The organism is Agrobacterium sp. 10T429 (assembly GCF_056393925.1).
The window spans coordinates 146,128-160,230 of the sequence record NZ_JBFTGV010000002.1 but is presented as its reverse complement, the minus strand read 5'-3'; the positions used below and the strand labels follow the sequence as shown (position 1 = coordinate 160,230).

12 protein-coding genes are annotated in these 14,103 nt (G+C 59.8%); 4 read left to right on the top strand and 8 right to left on the bottom strand.

Annotation, left to right across the window (positions count from 1 at the left end; translation table 11 throughout):
• Nucleotides 1-186: 186 nt before the first annotated feature.
• Both mfd and AC1DCP_RS05770 read right to left on the bottom strand, forming a co-directional pair.
• Nucleotides 187-3,684 (bottom strand): transcription-repair coupling factor, encoded by a 3,498-nt coding sequence (mfd, locus tag AC1DCP_RS05775; RefSeq protein WP_476774181.1) that lies wholly within the window; start codon nt 3,682-3,684, stop codon nt 187-189.
• A gap of 3 nt (nt 3,685-3,687) precedes the next feature.
• Complete coding sequence (locus AC1DCP_RS05770) at nt 3,688-3,999, bottom strand: FAD assembly factor SdhE (RefSeq protein WP_003515739.1); 312 nt, start codon at nt 3,997-3,999, stop codon at nt 3,688-3,690.
• A 187-nt stretch (nt 4,000-4,186) separates the two neighbouring features.
• Between AC1DCP_RS05770 and recG the strand changes: the two genes are divergently transcribed.
• Genes recG through AC1DCP_RS05750 form a run of 4 tightly spaced genes read left to right on the top strand, consistent with a single transcriptional unit; the run spans nt 4,187 to nt 7,269 of the window.
• Entirely contained in the window at nt 4,187-6,292 is a 2,106-nt protein-coding gene (gene recG, locus AC1DCP_RS05765) for an ATP-dependent DNA helicase RecG (RefSeq protein WP_065687276.1), read from the top strand.
• A gap of 12 nt (nt 6,293-6,304) precedes the next feature.
• Nucleotides 6,305-6,577: a hypothetical protein gene (locus tag AC1DCP_RS05760; RefSeq protein WP_019566116.1), complete on the top strand. Its 273-nt coding sequence runs from the start codon at nt 6,305-6,307 to the stop codon at nt 6,575-6,577.
• A gap of 54 nt (nt 6,578-6,631) precedes the next feature.
• Nucleotides 6,632-6,889 carry a type II toxin-antitoxin system Phd/YefM family antitoxin gene (locus AC1DCP_RS05755; protein ID WP_003515745.1) on the top strand — a complete coding sequence of 86 codons (258 nt, stop codon included), beginning with the start codon at nt 6,632-6,634 and terminating at the stop codon, nt 6,887-6,889.
• Nucleotides 6,886-7,269, top strand: coding sequence for a type II toxin-antitoxin system VapC family toxin (locus AC1DCP_RS05750; protein ID WP_035198363.1), 384 nt, complete (start codon nt 6,886-6,888; stop codon nt 7,267-7,269). The genes AC1DCP_RS05755 and AC1DCP_RS05750 overlap by 4 nt, the downstream gene beginning before the upstream one ends.
• Nucleotides 7,270-7,272: 3 nt before the next feature.
• Here AC1DCP_RS05750 and AC1DCP_RS05745 read toward each other — a convergent pair whose 3' ends face one another.
• The 6 genes from AC1DCP_RS05745 to AC1DCP_RS05720 all read right to left on the bottom strand — a co-directional run bounded on the left by AC1DCP_RS05745 (nt 7,273) and on the right by AC1DCP_RS05720 (nt 14,097).
• Nucleotides 7,273-7,941, bottom strand: a complete 669-nt coding sequence (locus AC1DCP_RS05745) for a DUF502 domain-containing protein (protein WP_003515749.1) — start codon at nt 7,939-7,941, stop codon at nt 7,273-7,275.
• 13 nt (nt 7,942-7,954) lie between these two features.
• Nucleotides 7,955-8,458: a GNAT family N-acetyltransferase gene (locus AC1DCP_RS05740; RefSeq protein ID WP_112152884.1), complete on the bottom strand. Its 504-nt coding sequence runs from the start codon at nt 8,456-8,458 to the stop codon at nt 7,955-7,957.
• On the bottom strand, nt 8,455-10,281 hold the full coding sequence (gene glmS / locus AC1DCP_RS05735) for a glutamine--fructose-6-phosphate transaminase (isomerizing) (protein WP_003515753.1): 1,827 nt from the start codon (nt 10,279-10,281) through the stop codon (nt 8,455-8,457). Before glmS ends, AC1DCP_RS05740 begins: the two co-directional genes overlap by 4 nt.
• Nucleotides 10,282-10,485: 204 nt before the next feature.
• A complete protein-coding gene (gene glmU, locus AC1DCP_RS05730; RefSeq protein WP_065687274.1) occupies nt 10,486-11,847 on the bottom strand; it encodes a bifunctional UDP-N-acetylglucosamine diphosphorylase/glucosamine-1-phosphate N-acetyltransferase GlmU in 1,362 nt (453 codons plus the stop codon).
• Between the two features lie 206 nt (nt 11,848-12,053).
• A complete protein-coding gene (locus tag AC1DCP_RS05725) occupies nt 12,054-12,791 on the bottom strand; it encodes a FadR/GntR family transcriptional regulator (RefSeq protein WP_003515757.1) in 738 nt (245 codons plus the stop codon).
• Between the two features lie 232 nt (nt 12,792-13,023).
• Nucleotides 13,024-14,097, bottom strand: coding sequence for a BMP family ABC transporter substrate-binding protein (locus tag AC1DCP_RS05720; protein ID WP_003515759.1), 1,074 nt, complete (start codon nt 14,095-14,097; stop codon nt 13,024-13,026).
• Nucleotides 14,098-14,103: the final 6 nt, after the last annotated feature.

Below are 14,103 nucleotides of genomic sequence, written 5' to 3'. Positions count from 1 at the left end.
GCCCTGCCGGGCATTTCCCACACAGGTGGGGAGATCGATATGCGGCAAGGTTTTGCCTATATCAACGTTAGAGAATGAAGTGGTGACAGCGCGTCTCGCCGATCTCCCTCCTTGTGGGGGAGATGCCCGGCAGGGCAGAAGTGGGGTAAGCCACACCCACCGCCGCCCCCCCCCAAAGGCTTAAATCTACGACCGAGCCAGCTCCGCCAATTGCGTCATGACCATCGCCGCACCCGCCAGCCGTTTTTCCGGCGTCGGCAGATCGCGGTTCAGGAACAGGCTGTGGTCCGGGCGGATCTTCGCCATCGAGCCCTGCTTGCCGATATAACCGACAAGCGCTGCCGGATTGGGGAATTCCTTGTTGCGGAACTGCACAACCACGCCTTTCGGCCCGGCATCCACCTTCTCGACATTGGCCGTGCGGCAGAGCGACTTGATGTAGACGATCTTGAGGAGATGCTGCACTTCCTTCGGCAGCGGGCCGAAACGGTCGATCATTTCTGCGCCGAAACCGTCGATCTCGCCTATATCCGCAAGCTCGCCGAGACGGCGGTAGAGACCCATGCGCAGATGCAGATCCGGCACGTAGTCTTCCGGGATCATCACCGAGGTGCCGACAGAGATTTGCGGCGACCAGCCGCTGTCGCGCACCTCTTCGTCACCCTTCACTTCGGCCACGGCCTCCTCCAGCATCTGCTGGTAAAGCTCGAAGCCGACTTCCTTGATGTGGCCGGACTGTTCTTCGCCAAGCAGATTGCCAGCGCCGCGAATATCGAGATCGTGGCTGGCAAGCTGGAAACCGGCGCCGAGTGTGTCGAGCGATTGCAGCACTTTCAGCCGCCGCTCCGCCATCGTCGTCAACACCTTGTTGACCGGCAGGGTGAACAGCGCAAAGGCGCGGACTTTGGAACGACCAACACGGCCACGCAGCTGGTAAAGCTGGGCGAGACCGAACATGTCGGCACGATGCACGATCAGCGTATTGGCGGTCGGCACGTCGAGGCCGGATTCGACGATGGTGGTCGAAAGCAGCACATCGTATTTGCCTTCATAGAAGGCGTTCATGATGTCTTCGAGTTCACCCGCCGCCATCTGGCCATGCGCCACCGCCACTTTCAGTTCCGGCACATCCGACTGCAGGAATGCATGGATATCGGCGAGATCGGCAAGGCGGGGGCAGACATAGAAGCTCTGGCCACCGCGATAATGCTCGCGCATCAACGTTTCACGGATTACCAGCGGATCGAAGGGCGAAATGAAGGTGCGAACCGCCATGCGGTCCACTGGCGGCGTGGTGATGAGCGACAGCTCGCGCACGCCGGTCATGGCCAGCTGCAAGGTGCGCGGAATGGGCGTCGCCGACAGCGTCAGCACATGCACGTCGCTTTTCAGCTCCTTCAGCCGCTCCTTGTGCTTCACACCGAAATGCTGCTCCTCATCGATGATCAGCAGGCCGAGATTGGCGAAGCTTATGCCCGCACCGAGCAGCGCATGGGTGCCGACGACAATGTCGGTCTTTCCATCAGCCACTTCTTTCTTGGTGAGCGCAAGCTCCTTCGAACCCACAAGGCGCGAGGCCTGCTGCACCCGGATCGGCAGACCGCGAAACCGTTCGGAAAAGGTACGGAAATGCTGTCGCGCCAGAAGCGTGGTCGGCACCACCACCGCCACCTGAACGCCATTCATGGCGGCAAGGAAGGCGGCGCGCAAGGCCACTTCGGTCTTGCCGAAACCGACATCGCCGCAGATCAGGCGATCCATCGGCCGCCCGGCACCGAGATCGTCGCGAACAGCGTCGATGGCGTTCAGCTGGTCCTCGGTCTCGTCATAGGGGAAACGGGCGGCAAACTCGTCGTAAAGCCCGTCCGGTGCGATAAGCGCCGGCGCGTGGCGCACCAGACGCGCGGCTGCAATGCGGATAAGCTCGTCGGCCATATCGAGCAGGCGCTTCTTGAGCTTGGCCTTGCGCATCTGCCATGCGCCGCCACCGAGCTTGTCGAGTGTGGCTTCCGCGGCATCAGAACCATAACGCGAGAGAAGATCGATGTTTTCGACCGGTAGGAACAGCTTGGCGTCGTCGGCATAATGCAGTTCCAGACAGGCGCGCGGCGCGCCCGCTGCCTCGATGGTCTGCAAACCGACGAAGCGACCGATGCCGTGTTCGGCGTGAACCACGAGCGAGCCTTCGTCCAGCCCCGCCACTTCCGCGATGAAATCCGCGCCGCGCTTGCGGCGCTTGGAACGGCGCACCATGCGGTCGCCAAGAATATCCTGCTCGCCGATGATAGCGAGCGTTCCGGTCTCAAACCCGGCTTCGAGGCTCAGCACCGCCGAAGCCGCCTCACCCTTGCCGAGTTTCTCCACCTCTTTCAGCGATGTCACCGGCTTGATCTTCTCAAGCCCGTGTTCGTTCAAGACCTGCAACAGCCGGTCGAGCGAACCTTCCGACCAGCCGGTGATCAAAACCTTCCAGCCCTTGGCCCGGCGCTCGGCAATGTGCTTTACCGCCAGATCGAAAACATTGACCCGCTCTTCGCTGTCGCCTTCCGTCGGTGGACGTGCCCAGCGCGGACCAACATGGGCATCAAGCGTCGCGACCGGGCGACCTTCGCTATCGTGTTCGTTGAAAGGCGTCAGCCGCACCGCATTGACGCTCGCAAGCGCCGCCTCGAAGCTCTTGCCGTCGAGATAGATTTGCCCAGGCGATACCGGCTTGTAAGGCGCGCCCTGCGTCGAGCCCTTGGTCTCGCCGGAAGCCCGCCGCGCCTCGTAATAATCGAGGACCAGCTTGGAGCGTTCCTTCGCCGCCTCGCGCGCCGTATGTTCGGTGACGATACGGAAACCGCTGAGATAATCGAAGGCGGTTTCCAGCTCTTCGTAAAACAGCGGCAGCCAGTGCTCCATACCGGCATAACGGCGGCCTTCGGAGACGGCCTGATAAAGCGCGTCGTCGCGCGTCGCCGCACCGAATAGCGACAGGTAATTCTTACGGAACCGGCCGATCGTATCCGGCGTCAGCGTCACTTCGCTCATCGGATTAAGATCAAGCGAGCGCGCCTGTGCGATGGTGCGCTGGCTGGCCGGATCGAAGGTGCGGATGCTTTCCAGCGTATCGCCGAAGAAATCGAGCCGCACCGGCTCTTCGGTGCCCGGCACGAAGACATCGAGAATGCCGCCGCGCACGGCGAATTCACCCACTTCACGCACCGTCGCCACCCGGTCGAAACCGTTGCGCTCCAGCCGCGCGGCGATGTCCTCCATGCGGATCTGGTTGCCGGGCTTGGCCGAAAAGCCCAGGCTCTCGATAACGTCGCGCGGCGCCATCTTCTGCAGCATGGCGTTGACGGTGACGAGAACGATGGCCGGATGCGGTTTCTTGGCGTGATTGATGAGGCCGGCAAGTGCCGCGAGCCGGCGCGCCGAGGTGTCCGCACTCGGTGACACGCGGTCATAAGGCAGACAATCCCAGGCCGGCAGCGTCAACACCGGAATATCCGGCGCGACAAAACCAAGAATCTGTTCGAGATCGGCGACCCGCTGGCCGTCCGACATCACGTAAGCCACCGATGTTCCCGCCCGCGCCATATCGGCGAGCAGTAGGGCTTCCATGCCGGAGGGCACGTTTCCGATGGTCAGCGGCGTATCGGCCGACGCCACCAGCTTTGCATCGAATCCGGCTATCATGTTTCAGGCCTTCAGGGTTTCGGCTGTGACGAGATCGAAATCGGGACGGTAAGAGGCGATCTTCTCGAACAACGGGGTCTGGAATTTTTCCGGCACCGGCAGGGCACCCGTCACCATCTTGACGAGGTCGTTATCCTCTTCCGCCATGATGATTTCCAGCTCGTCGAGCTGATCGTCGGAAAGCCCGGCAATATTGTCTTCCGCAAATTGCCCGAGCACCAGATCCATCTCGCGAATGCCCCGGTGCCAGCAGCGGTAAAGTATCCGCCTGCGCCTCGGATCGAGGTCGGCGCTCGTGCGCACCAGTCCAGTCATCGCATTCACCTTTCGGTTGGCTATTCAACAGGATGTTGATTGCGCCCTCCTATAGAACAGGAGGCGAACGCTTGGAACCGGTTTTTATCGAAATAATGCCACGGCGGCTAAAATCTGCCGGTGATAAACAGCCTTTGTCGGGCGCCACGTCTTGCATAACGCGTCCCCTTCCCCGATTTTGCTGAGCATGCGTCCCGCCATTCTCGATCCGCTATTTGCTTCCGTCTCCACCCTTGCCGGTGTGGGGCCGAAGCTTGCCGACCTTCTGGCCAAACTGCTGAGCCGGGAAAATGCTGACGACACCCGCGTGATCGATCTTCTGTTCCACGCACCATCAAACGTCATCGACCGGCGCAACCGCCCGGGCATCGCACTTGCCGCTCCCGGCGCCATTGTCACCATCCAGGGACGTGTCGACCGGCATCAGCCAGCTCCACCAGGCAATCGTTCCGCGCCCTACCGTGTTTTCCTGCATGACGAGACCGGGGAACTGGCGCTGACCTTCTTCCGCGCCAAGGGAGACTGGCTTTCCAAGGCCTTGCCCGTCGATGAAGAGGTTCTCGTCAGCGGCAAGGTGGACTGGTTCAACGGCCGCGCCTCCATGGTGCATCCGGATTTCATGGTGAAGCTCTCCGAGGCCGAGAACCTGCCGCTGGTCGAAGCCGTTTATCCGATGACAGCCGGGCTGTCTCCGAAGGTGCTGCGGCGGGCAATTGAAGGCGGACTTTCGAAACTGCCGGTCTTTCCCGAATGGATCGACGAAACGCTGAAGACCCGGCAGGGGTTCGGCGACGTGGCATCGAGCTTCCGTGAGTTGCACGATCCGCGCGACAGCGCCGATATCGATCCTCAGGCCCCGGCACGCAGACGGCTCGCCTACGACGAATTCCTGGCCGGGCAGCTGTCACTGGCGCTGGTGCGGCAAAGACTGCGCAAGGTCGCGGGCCAGCCGATCCGCGCCAAGGGGGACATTGCTGCAAAAATCCTGTCGCAACTGCCCTTCTCCCTGACGCCGAGCCAGAATGCCTCGGTGAAAGATATCCTGACCGATATGGCCAGCGAGGACCGTATGTTGCGGCTGTTGCAGGGCGATGTCGGCGCGGGCAAGACGCTGGTGGCGCTGATGGCTATGGCAACCGCCGTCGAGGCCGGAGGACAGGCGGTGTTGATGGCCCCGACCGAAATTCTTGCCCGGCAGCATTTCGCCACCATCTCCAAACTCGCCAATGCCGCGGGCATTACGGTTGAGGTGCTGACCGGCCGCACCAAGGGCAAGGAGCGTCGCGAGATCGAAGAACGCGTGGCCTCCGGTGAGGCACAGATCGTCATCGGCACCCACGCGCTGTTCCAGGACAGCGTGAGTTACAAGAACCTCGTGCTGGCCGTGGTGGATGAGCAGCACCGTTTCGGCGTACACCAGCGCCTGCGTCTCACCGCCAAGGGCATCACGCCGCATATGCTTGTTATGACCGCCACGCCCATTCCGCGTACGCTGGTGCTGGCCGCCTTCGGCGACATGGATGTATCAAAACTCACCGAAAAACCGGCTGGCCGAAAACCCATCCAGACCGTGACGATCCCCACAGAGCGCATCGGCGACATCGTCGAGCGGCTGCGCGCCGCGCTGAAGGAAGGCAAGAAGGCCTACTGGATCTGCCCGCTGGTGGAGGAGACGGAAGAGTCCGACCTGATGTCGGCGGAAGAACGACATGGGGTTCTCTCGCAGATGCTCGGTGCCAATATCGGTCTCATCCATGGGCGCATGAGCGGCCCTGAGAAGGACGCCGCCATGCTGGCTTTTAAGAACGGCGAAACCCGGCTGCTGGTGGCAACGACAGTGGTGGAAGTGGGTGTCGACGTTCCGGACGCCACGATCATGGTCATCGAACATGCCGAACGTTTCGGCCTGGCCCAGCTTCACCAGCTGCGTGGCCGGGTTGGACGCGGTGACGAGGCCTCCACCTGCATCCTGCTCTACAAGGGGCCGCTCAGCGAAAACGGCCGCGCCCGACTTTCCATCCTGCGCGACAGCGAGGACGGCTTCCTGATTGCCGAAGAGGATTTGAAGCTGCGCGGCGAAGGCGAACTCCTCGGCACCCGCCAGTCCGGCACCCCGGGCTTCCGCATCGCCAGCCTCGAAGCCCATGCCGATCTCCTGGAAATCGCTCGCAAGGACGCCGCCTATGTCATCGAGCGCGACCCCGAACTGACCGGCCCGCGCGGCGAAAGCCTGCGCACCCTGCTCTATCTGCACCGCCGCGACGAAGCTATCCGCTTCCTGCACGCCGGCTGAAAGTGAACCGCCATGAACATGATCGACCCACGCCGCCCACCGCCCGCCTTCAGAAAGGGCTACGCGCTCTGCTCACCGCAAAACATCCTGCAACCCGACACCTTCGCCAAAAGCCCGAAGAAAGCAATCGGCAAGGCCTTCAAAAAGCCCGGCCGCAAGAAGGCATGGACAGAGGCACTGGAACAGGGCTGGAGCGTGCGGCTGGTCTATATGCGGCTTTTCGTTCCCGTGTTCCATGCGACCACGACGGGAACAGAGGTGGATGATCTCGATGACGAGGATTGATTTGGTCCATTCAATAGACTAATCTAAAGCGAGGTTTAACGCTTAAGGTTAGCCATGCAGATATCCGTAACTGATGCAAAAGGCCAACTGACAGAATTGGTACGACGCGCCGAGGCCGGGGACGAAATCATTCTCACCCGGCATGGTCATGCAGCAGTGCGGCTGGTTCCGGTGGTTGTTGTGGCGGATAAAAAATCCCGCAGGGCCGTGCTAGATAAAGTGCGCGCGGCCGTCGCGACCAAGAGCGACGATGGCCCGGATGCCGCGCATAGTCAGGATTTCCTTTATGACGAGCACGGCCTTCCAAAATGATGGTCATCGATACATCTGCTCTGCTTGCAATCCTGCTTGATGAACCCACAGCAGATGCATGTGCCATGGCTCTCGATACGGATGAACCATTGCTGATATCCGCCGGTACGCTTGCCGAAGCTGTGATCGTAGCGCAAAGACGTGGCCGCAGCCGGGAACTCGAGATGCTGATCGAAGGGCTGAGCGTCGAAATCAAACCCGTTACTGCTAAATCAATCCGTGGCATTTCGGAAGCCTATCGCATCTGGGGAAAGGGTATTCACCCCGCCGGGCTGAATTTCGGAGATTGTTTTGCCTATGAGCTGGCAAAAGCTGAAGGCTGCCCTTTGCTTTATGTCGGCAACGACTTTTCGCAAACAGATATCAGCGGCCTCCTGTAACGCTCAAACCGGCGCAATCATTTTCGGCGGCGTGAAATCCGGAGCCACCAGTCCACCTGAAATCAGCAGTTTCGCCGCGTCTTCCGGTGTCATGTCCAGCATCACGATCTTGTCCTTCGGCACGAACAGCAGGAAACCCGCCGTCGGCACCGGAGTCGGTGGCAGGAAGACGGCAACCATCTCCTGGCCCATCTCGTTGAAGCGATGGGCAAGCTCTCCCTTGACCTCCGAGGATACGAATACCATCGCCCAGGTGCCGGGTGACGGAAACTCGATCAGGCCGACCTTCTTGAAAGAGTTCGAATGCTCTTTCAGGACGGATTCGAACAGCTGCTTGATGCTCTTGTAGATCGGCCGCACCAGCGGCATGCGGTTGAGAACGGATTCGCCGACGCCGACGATCCATTTGCCAATGAGGTTGTTGCCGAGAAAGCCGATGAGCGTGATGCCGATGACGGCGATCAGCAGGCCGAAGCCGGGGATCGCCACATCGAAATATTGCTCGGGATCGTAACGGGCGGGAATATAGGGCTTAACCCAGCTATCCGCCCATTGCAGGAAGCTCCATACCAGCCACATGGTGATGGTGACAGGCGCAAGGATGAGGACGCCCGTGAGGAAGCTGTTGCGCAGACGGGCTGCGAATGAAATTTTGACTGGAATATCGGTCATTTACCGTTCGGAATTAAGCGTTGTCGCTATCGAAACCCGGATGAAAACCGACAATGCCGGATGGAGTTCCGCCATGCAAGCGAAGAACTATGAAATATTCGTCAGGAATCCCCTTGCCGCTCAGGCCCTCAATATGGCGAAAACCGAAGCGGCCGTAATAGTCCGGATCGCCAGCGACAACTGCGCCAGAAGCACTCAGACGGTCCAGCGCGGCAAGCCCTTCCCGAACCAGCCCTGAGCCGACACCCTGCCTTTGCCGGTCCGGCGCCACCGATAAGGGCGCAAGACAGAACCAGCCGGTCTCGCCGCCCGACAGTGTTACCGGTGAAAAACCGATATGGCCGATGATGCCTTCGCTGTCCTCGGCAACCAGAGAAACAGTCAGCGCACCGGCCTTGCGAAGCCGTTCGATGATCACATGTTCCGTCTTGTCGCTGTAGTCGACGTCACGGAAGGCATCTTCCGTAACGCGAGCAATCGCCTCTTCATCACCTTGCCGCTCCGGCCGGATGATCATTCCACCGTCACCGATTTCGCCAGATTGCGTGGCTGGTCCACATCCGTGCCCATGAAGACGGCGGTGTGATAGGCCAGCAGCTGGATCGGCAGCGAGAAGACCATCGGCGCGATCAGCTCGTCGACATTGGGCAGCGTGATCGTCGCCATGGTGTCGAGCTTGGAGGCAGCGGCACCCTTCTCGTCGGTGATGAAGATGATGCGGCCACCGCGCGCGGCCACTTCCTGCATGTTAGAAACGGTCTTTTCAAAGAAGCGGTCATGCGGTGCGATGACGATGACAGGCATGTTTTCGTCGATCAGTGCGATTGGCCCATGCTTCAGCTCGCCGGCTGCATATCCTTCGGCGTGGATATAGGAAATTTCCTTGAGCTTCAGTGCGCCTTCCAGCGCCAGCGGGAAGCTGGTGCCGCGGCCGAGATAAAGTACATCCTTGAAGCGCGACAGATCGCGCGACAGCGCCTCGATCTGCGGCTGGATGAGGTTCAGCACCTTGCTCATGATGCGCGGCATCTCGATAAGCTGCTGCACAAGCTCCTTTTCCTCGCCCGGCTTAAGCGTACCGCGCGCCTTGCCCGCGGCAACCGCGAGCGAAGCGAGCACGGCAAGCTGGCAGGTGAAGGCCTTGGTGGAGGCCACGCCGATTTCCGGGCCGGCGAGGATCGGAAAGATCGCATCCGATTCGCGCGCCATGGTCGATTCACGTGTATTGACCACTGCGCCGATCTTCAGTCCCTCTTGCTGGCAATATCGCAAGGCCGCCAGCGTATCGGCGGTTTCGCCCGATTGCGAAATGAACAGCGCGGCCTGCGTGGGAACGAGCGGGATCTCACGGTAACGGAATTCCGATGCGACATCGATTTCCACCGGCAGGCGCGCGTAACGTTCGAACCAGTATTTGCCGATCAGGCCGGAAAGATAGGCCGTGCCGCAGGCAGAAATGGCAAGGCCGGAAAGCCTGGCGAAATCGATTGCCTTATCGGCATCCTTCACGGTTTTGGAGGCGAAATCCACATAGTGGCTGAGCGCATGGGAAATGACTTCCGGCTGCTCATAGATTTCCTTTTCCATGAAATGGCGGTGGTTGCCCTTGTCGACCACGAAAGCCGTCGCCTGCGAAATCTGGCGCTCGCGTTTCACCGGCTTGCCGGAGAAATCGATGATTTCCGCACCGTCACGGGTCACGATGGCGCAGTCGCCATCCACCAGATAGGTGATCTCATTGGTGAAAGGCGAAAGCGCGATTGCGTCGGACCCCAGGAACATCTCGCCCCTGCCGTAACCGACGGCAAGCGGCGGGCCGGAGCGCGCCGAAAGCAGCGTATTGGGATCGTCCTGAAACATCACCACCAACGCATAGGCACCGGTCACGTGGTTCAGCATCTTCAGCATCGCCTCGCGATGGCCAAGCCCTTCGCGGGTGTATTTTGCCAGAAGCTGCGCCACCACTTCGGTGTCGGTCTGGGTGGTGAAGGTTGCACCCTCGGCGCTCAGTTCCTCGCGCAATTCGGAGAAGTTTTCGATGATGCCGTTATGAACGACGGCAACGCCTTCGACGAAATGCGGGTGGGCGTTGGTTTCGTTCGGCACGCCGTGCGTCGCCCAGCGCGTATGCGCGATGCCGACGACACCTGGCAGCGGCTTTTCAGAGACCAGCTTTTCCAGATTGAACAGCTTGCCTTCCGCCCGGCGACGGTCCATCGCGCCATTGTCGATGGTGGCAACACCCGCCGAATCGTAACCGCGATATTCGAGGCGCTTCAGCGCATCGACAAGCCGTTCAGCAACGGGCTGCGTTCCGACAATTCCGACAATTCCGCACATATATTTCTCCAGACGGCGATCTCTTCACCGAAACTTCCAGAGTATTTCCGCCTTTCCCTGAAATGCGAAAATACACCACTTTTTTGTTCTGATGCATTTCCGGACGTAAAACCGCTGCGCACCTTTACTGGAAATGCTTTAACCGTTTCTCTGAAATCGGCAATTATCCCGCCGGTCACTTTCAGTATCGCTCGGTAACGTCATCTAAGAGGATTTTTTCTTCGCTTCCTTCAGCGCTTTCGCCCGCTCGCGCAACGCGACCGCCCTGCCCGGTTTCACCTCCTGGCGCGCGCGCCCGAAAGCCAGCGCATCGGCAGGCACGTCATCGGTAATCACGCTGCCGGAGGCGATATAGGCCCGCTCTCCAATGGAGACGGGAGCAACCAGCGACGAATTCGAGCCGATGAAGCTGTTGGCTCCGATCCGCGTTTCGGACTTGTTGTAACCGTCATAATTGCAGGTGATGGCACCCGCGCCGATATTGCTGCCTGCACCCACGAAAGCATCGCCGATATAGGTCAAATGGTTGACCTTTGCGCCCTCGCCGATCTCGGCCTTCTTGACCTCACAGAAATTGCCGACCTTGGCATTGGGATGCAGGTTTGCACCCGGACGCAACCGCGCAAAGGGACCGACAACCGCACCCTCGGCCAGATAGGCCCCTTCCAGATGCGAAAATGCATGAATGATCGCACCCGGCTCGATCGTCACGCCGGGACCGAAAACGACGTTGGGCTCGATCAGGACATCCTGACCGATCTTCGTATCGAAGGAAAGGAATACTGTCTCAGGCGCGATCATCGAAACACCGTCGACCATCAATTCGTGACGGCGGCGCTCCTGCCAGAGCCTCTCGATGAAGGCGAGTTCGGCGCGGTTGTTGCAGCCGGTCAATTCCTTTTCCGGCGCATCGATGGCAATGGCGCGGCGGCCGAGAGAACGGGCGATCTCGACGATGTCAGTCAGATAATATTCGCCCTTAACATTGCTGTTGCCGATCCGATCCAGCAGATCCAGCGCATTGCGGCCGTTGATGGCCATCAATCCGCTGTTGCACCAGGTGACCTTGCGCTCCTCGTCGGTGGCGTCCTTTTCCTCGCGGATCGCGACCAGCTCGCCATTCTCGACCAGAAGCCGCCCGTAACCCGTGGGACGGTCGGTATGGAACCCGATAACGGCGACATCGGCACCGTCGGCAATCGCCTCGCGCGCCCTGTCGAGCGTGGCTGAGGTGATGAGCGGCACATCGCCATAAGCGACGATGACATCGTCAAAACCGCGTTCGATCGCCTCGCGTGCGGCAAGAACCGCATGACCGGTGCCCTTGCGTTCCTTTTGCAGGAAAGCCTCGACCTGCAGGCCCTTGAGACTTGCCGCAGCAGCGACATTGTCGGCATCGCGCCCGACCACCAGCGCCACCGCGCCGACGCCCGCTCCAGCAACAGCCTCCACCACATGCCCGATCATCGGGCGTCCAGCGACCGGATGAAGCACCTTGGACTTCGAAGACTTCATGCGCGTGCTGTCGCCCGCTGCGAGAATAACGGCTAGAGAGCTGCGCTCCATAAGACCTCCAACACCCCGTCACCGGCCACAGGCGGCCCGGACAGGGGCAATGTTTGACTTTACGCCGGCCGGCACTGCGGACGGGCGTATGGGTGATTTCTTTCCGGCACTGCTATAACGGCGCCCCACTTAAGAAACCATGCAAATCTCCACCAAATTTCCACGCCGATTTTCATCAAACGTGATCAGCGGCAGGCTGGCATGATCTATGGGCGGGAGTTACGGGCCGTGAATTCGAGTATCTGCTGACGGCCGTTTTCAATCAGCCTTTCCATCTCGCGCCGGGCTGCCCCCTCATCGCGCAGGCGAAACGCTTCGACGAGTCGCAGGTGAGAGGCGGACACGTCGGAAATCTCGTTGGGATCGGCTTCCGGGTTGCTCATCCGGAAAATGCCCGCCAGCGCCGCCTTTATCAGCGAACCGACGGTGCGCATGAACGGGTTGCCGGACATTTCGGTGATGAGAACGTGGAAATTCATATCCGCAAGCGCGCGCTTTTCCTTGGAATAAGCCGTGTTGCCCATCTCGTTGGCGTAAGCGACAAGCCTTGCGATATCGGCGTCTTTTGCCCTGGCGGCAGCAAGACCCGCGCCATAGGGTTCGAACGCCTGGCGGATATCGTAGAGATGCAGCAGGAATTCCTCGCTGACACCAGCCTCGAAGTGCCAGAGCAGCACCTCGCTGTCGAACATGTTCCAGCTTTCGCGCTCCGTCACACGGGTACCGATGCGCGCCTTGGGGGAGATCATGCCCTTGGCGGTGAGCGTCTTCATCGCCTCGCGAAGCACCGTTCGAGAGACTTTCAGCCGCTCCATCAACTCGGCATCGCCCGGCAGGATGTCACCCGTCTTGAAAACTCCGGACACGATATCGAGACCGAGCTTGTGAACGACCTGAGCATGATTTGTCCGCAACTTTCGAAAACCGATCGCCGCATCGAGCATTCCGCGCTGCAAATTCCATGTCCTTCCGTTCGGTTGAAGATGTAAAAATCGCGCCTGACTTGTGTAATCCAGGAAAGCAGCCCGATTTTCAACGCAGAATACAGTGAAAAACATCAACGCGCGTGAAAAGCAAAGCCAAACTTCGTTCGAACAATAAAACACATCAAAATAACAAAGACCGCGCATGAATTGCATGCGCGGTCCCGTTAGCAGCTAGTACCTGCGTGTCATATTATTGCGGCAACTTGTCGTCCACGCCGGCAACGTAGAAGTTGAGGCCGAGCAGAACGCCGTCTTCAGCCTTCTCACCCGCCTTCAGCCATTCCGAACCGTCCTGCTTCTTCACCGGACCGGTAAAGGGGTGCAACTCGCCCGACTTGATCTTGGCTTCGGTTTCCTCAGCCATCTTCTTCACGTCATCAGGCATGTTGGTGTAAGGCGCCATGGTCAGGATGCCGTCCTTCAGGCCGTCCCAGATGGATTCGGACTTCCACGTGCCGTCAAGCAGGGCCTGCGTGCGCTTGATGTAATAAGCGCCCCAGGTATCCTTGATCGCGGTCAGCTGTGTCTCCGGACCGGCCTTGATCATATCGGAAGCCTGACCGAAGGCCTTGATGCCGCGCTCGGCTGCAACCTGCATCGGAGCCGTCGTGTCGGTGTGCTGCGTCAGGATATCGACGCCCTGGTCGATAAGCGCCTTGGCAGCATCGGCTTCCTTGCCGGGGTCGAACCAGGTGTTGGCCCAGACAACCTTGACCTTGAACTCAGGATTGACGGACTGCGCGCCCAGAACGAAAGCGTCGATGCCCATCACCACTTCCGGGATCGGGAAGGAAGCGATATAGCCGGCAACACCCTTCTTCGACATCTTTGCGGCGATCTGGCCCTGAATGTAGCGGCCTTCATAGAAACGCGAATTGTAGGTCGCGACGTTTTCGGCGGTCTTGAAGCCGGTGGCGTGCTCGAACTTCACCTTGGGGAACTTCTGGGCAACCTTAACGGTCGCATCCATGAAGCCGAAGGAAGTGGTGAAGACCAGCTCACAGCCGGAACGTGCCATGCGCTCGATGGCGCGTTCGGCATCCGGGCCTTCCGGAACGCTTTCGAGGAACGGCGTTTCTATCTTGTCGCCGAAATGCTTCTGCAGCTCTTCGCGACCGATTTCGTGCGCCTGCGTCCAGCCGCCATCGGTGCGGCTGCCGACATAGATGAAGCAGACCTTCTTTGCGTCGGCGGCCTCAGCCGAAGAAACGACGCCTCCAAGAGCCGCTATGGAAGCAGCAAGTGCGATGACCAGTTTTTTCATTTTTAC

What these genes read in the sequence shown, in the direction of transcription:
- mfd (WP_476774181.1), bottom strand. Translation starts at nt 3,684, where the DNA reads ATGATAGCCGGATTCGATGCAAAGCTGGTGGCGTCGGCCGATACGCCG.
- AC1DCP_RS05760 (WP_019566116.1), top strand. Translation starts at nt 6,305, where the DNA reads ATGAACATGATCGACCCACGCCGCCCACCGCCCGCCTTCAGAAAGGGC.
- AC1DCP_RS05755 (WP_003515745.1), top strand. Translation starts at nt 6,632, where the DNA reads ATGCAGATATCCGTAACTGATGCAAAAGGCCAACTGACAGAATTGGTA.
- AC1DCP_RS05720 (WP_003515759.1), bottom strand. Translation starts at nt 14,097, where the DNA reads ATGAAAAAACTGGTCATCGCACTTGCTGCTTCCATAGCGGCTCTTGGA.
- AC1DCP_RS05740 (WP_112152884.1), bottom strand. Translation starts at nt 8,458, where the DNA reads ATGATCATCCGGCCGGAGCGGCAAGGTGATGAAGAGGCGATTGCTCGC.
- AC1DCP_RS05745 (WP_003515749.1), bottom strand. Translation starts at nt 7,941, where the DNA reads ATGACCGATATTCCAGTCAAAATTTCATTCGCAGCCCGTCTGCGCAAC.
- glmS (WP_003515753.1), bottom strand. Translation starts at nt 10,281, where the DNA reads ATGTGCGGAATTGTCGGAATTGTCGGAACGCAGCCCGTTGCTGAACGG.
- recG (WP_065687276.1), top strand. Translation starts at nt 4,187, where the DNA reads ATGCGTCCCGCCATTCTCGATCCGCTATTTGCTTCCGTCTCCACCCTT.
- AC1DCP_RS05750 (WP_035198363.1), top strand. Translation starts at nt 6,886, where the DNA reads ATGATGGTCATCGATACATCTGCTCTGCTTGCAATCCTGCTTGATGAA.
- AC1DCP_RS05725 (WP_003515757.1), bottom strand. Translation starts at nt 12,791, where the DNA reads ATGCTCGATGCGGCGATCGGTTTTCGAAAGTTGCGGACAAATCATGCT.
- AC1DCP_RS05770 (WP_003515739.1), bottom strand. Translation starts at nt 3,999, where the DNA reads ATGACTGGACTGGTGCGCACGAGCGCCGACCTCGATCCGAGGCGCAGG.
- glmU (WP_065687274.1), bottom strand. Translation starts at nt 11,847, where the DNA reads ATGGAGCGCAGCTCTCTAGCCGTTATTCTCGCAGCGGGCGACAGCACG.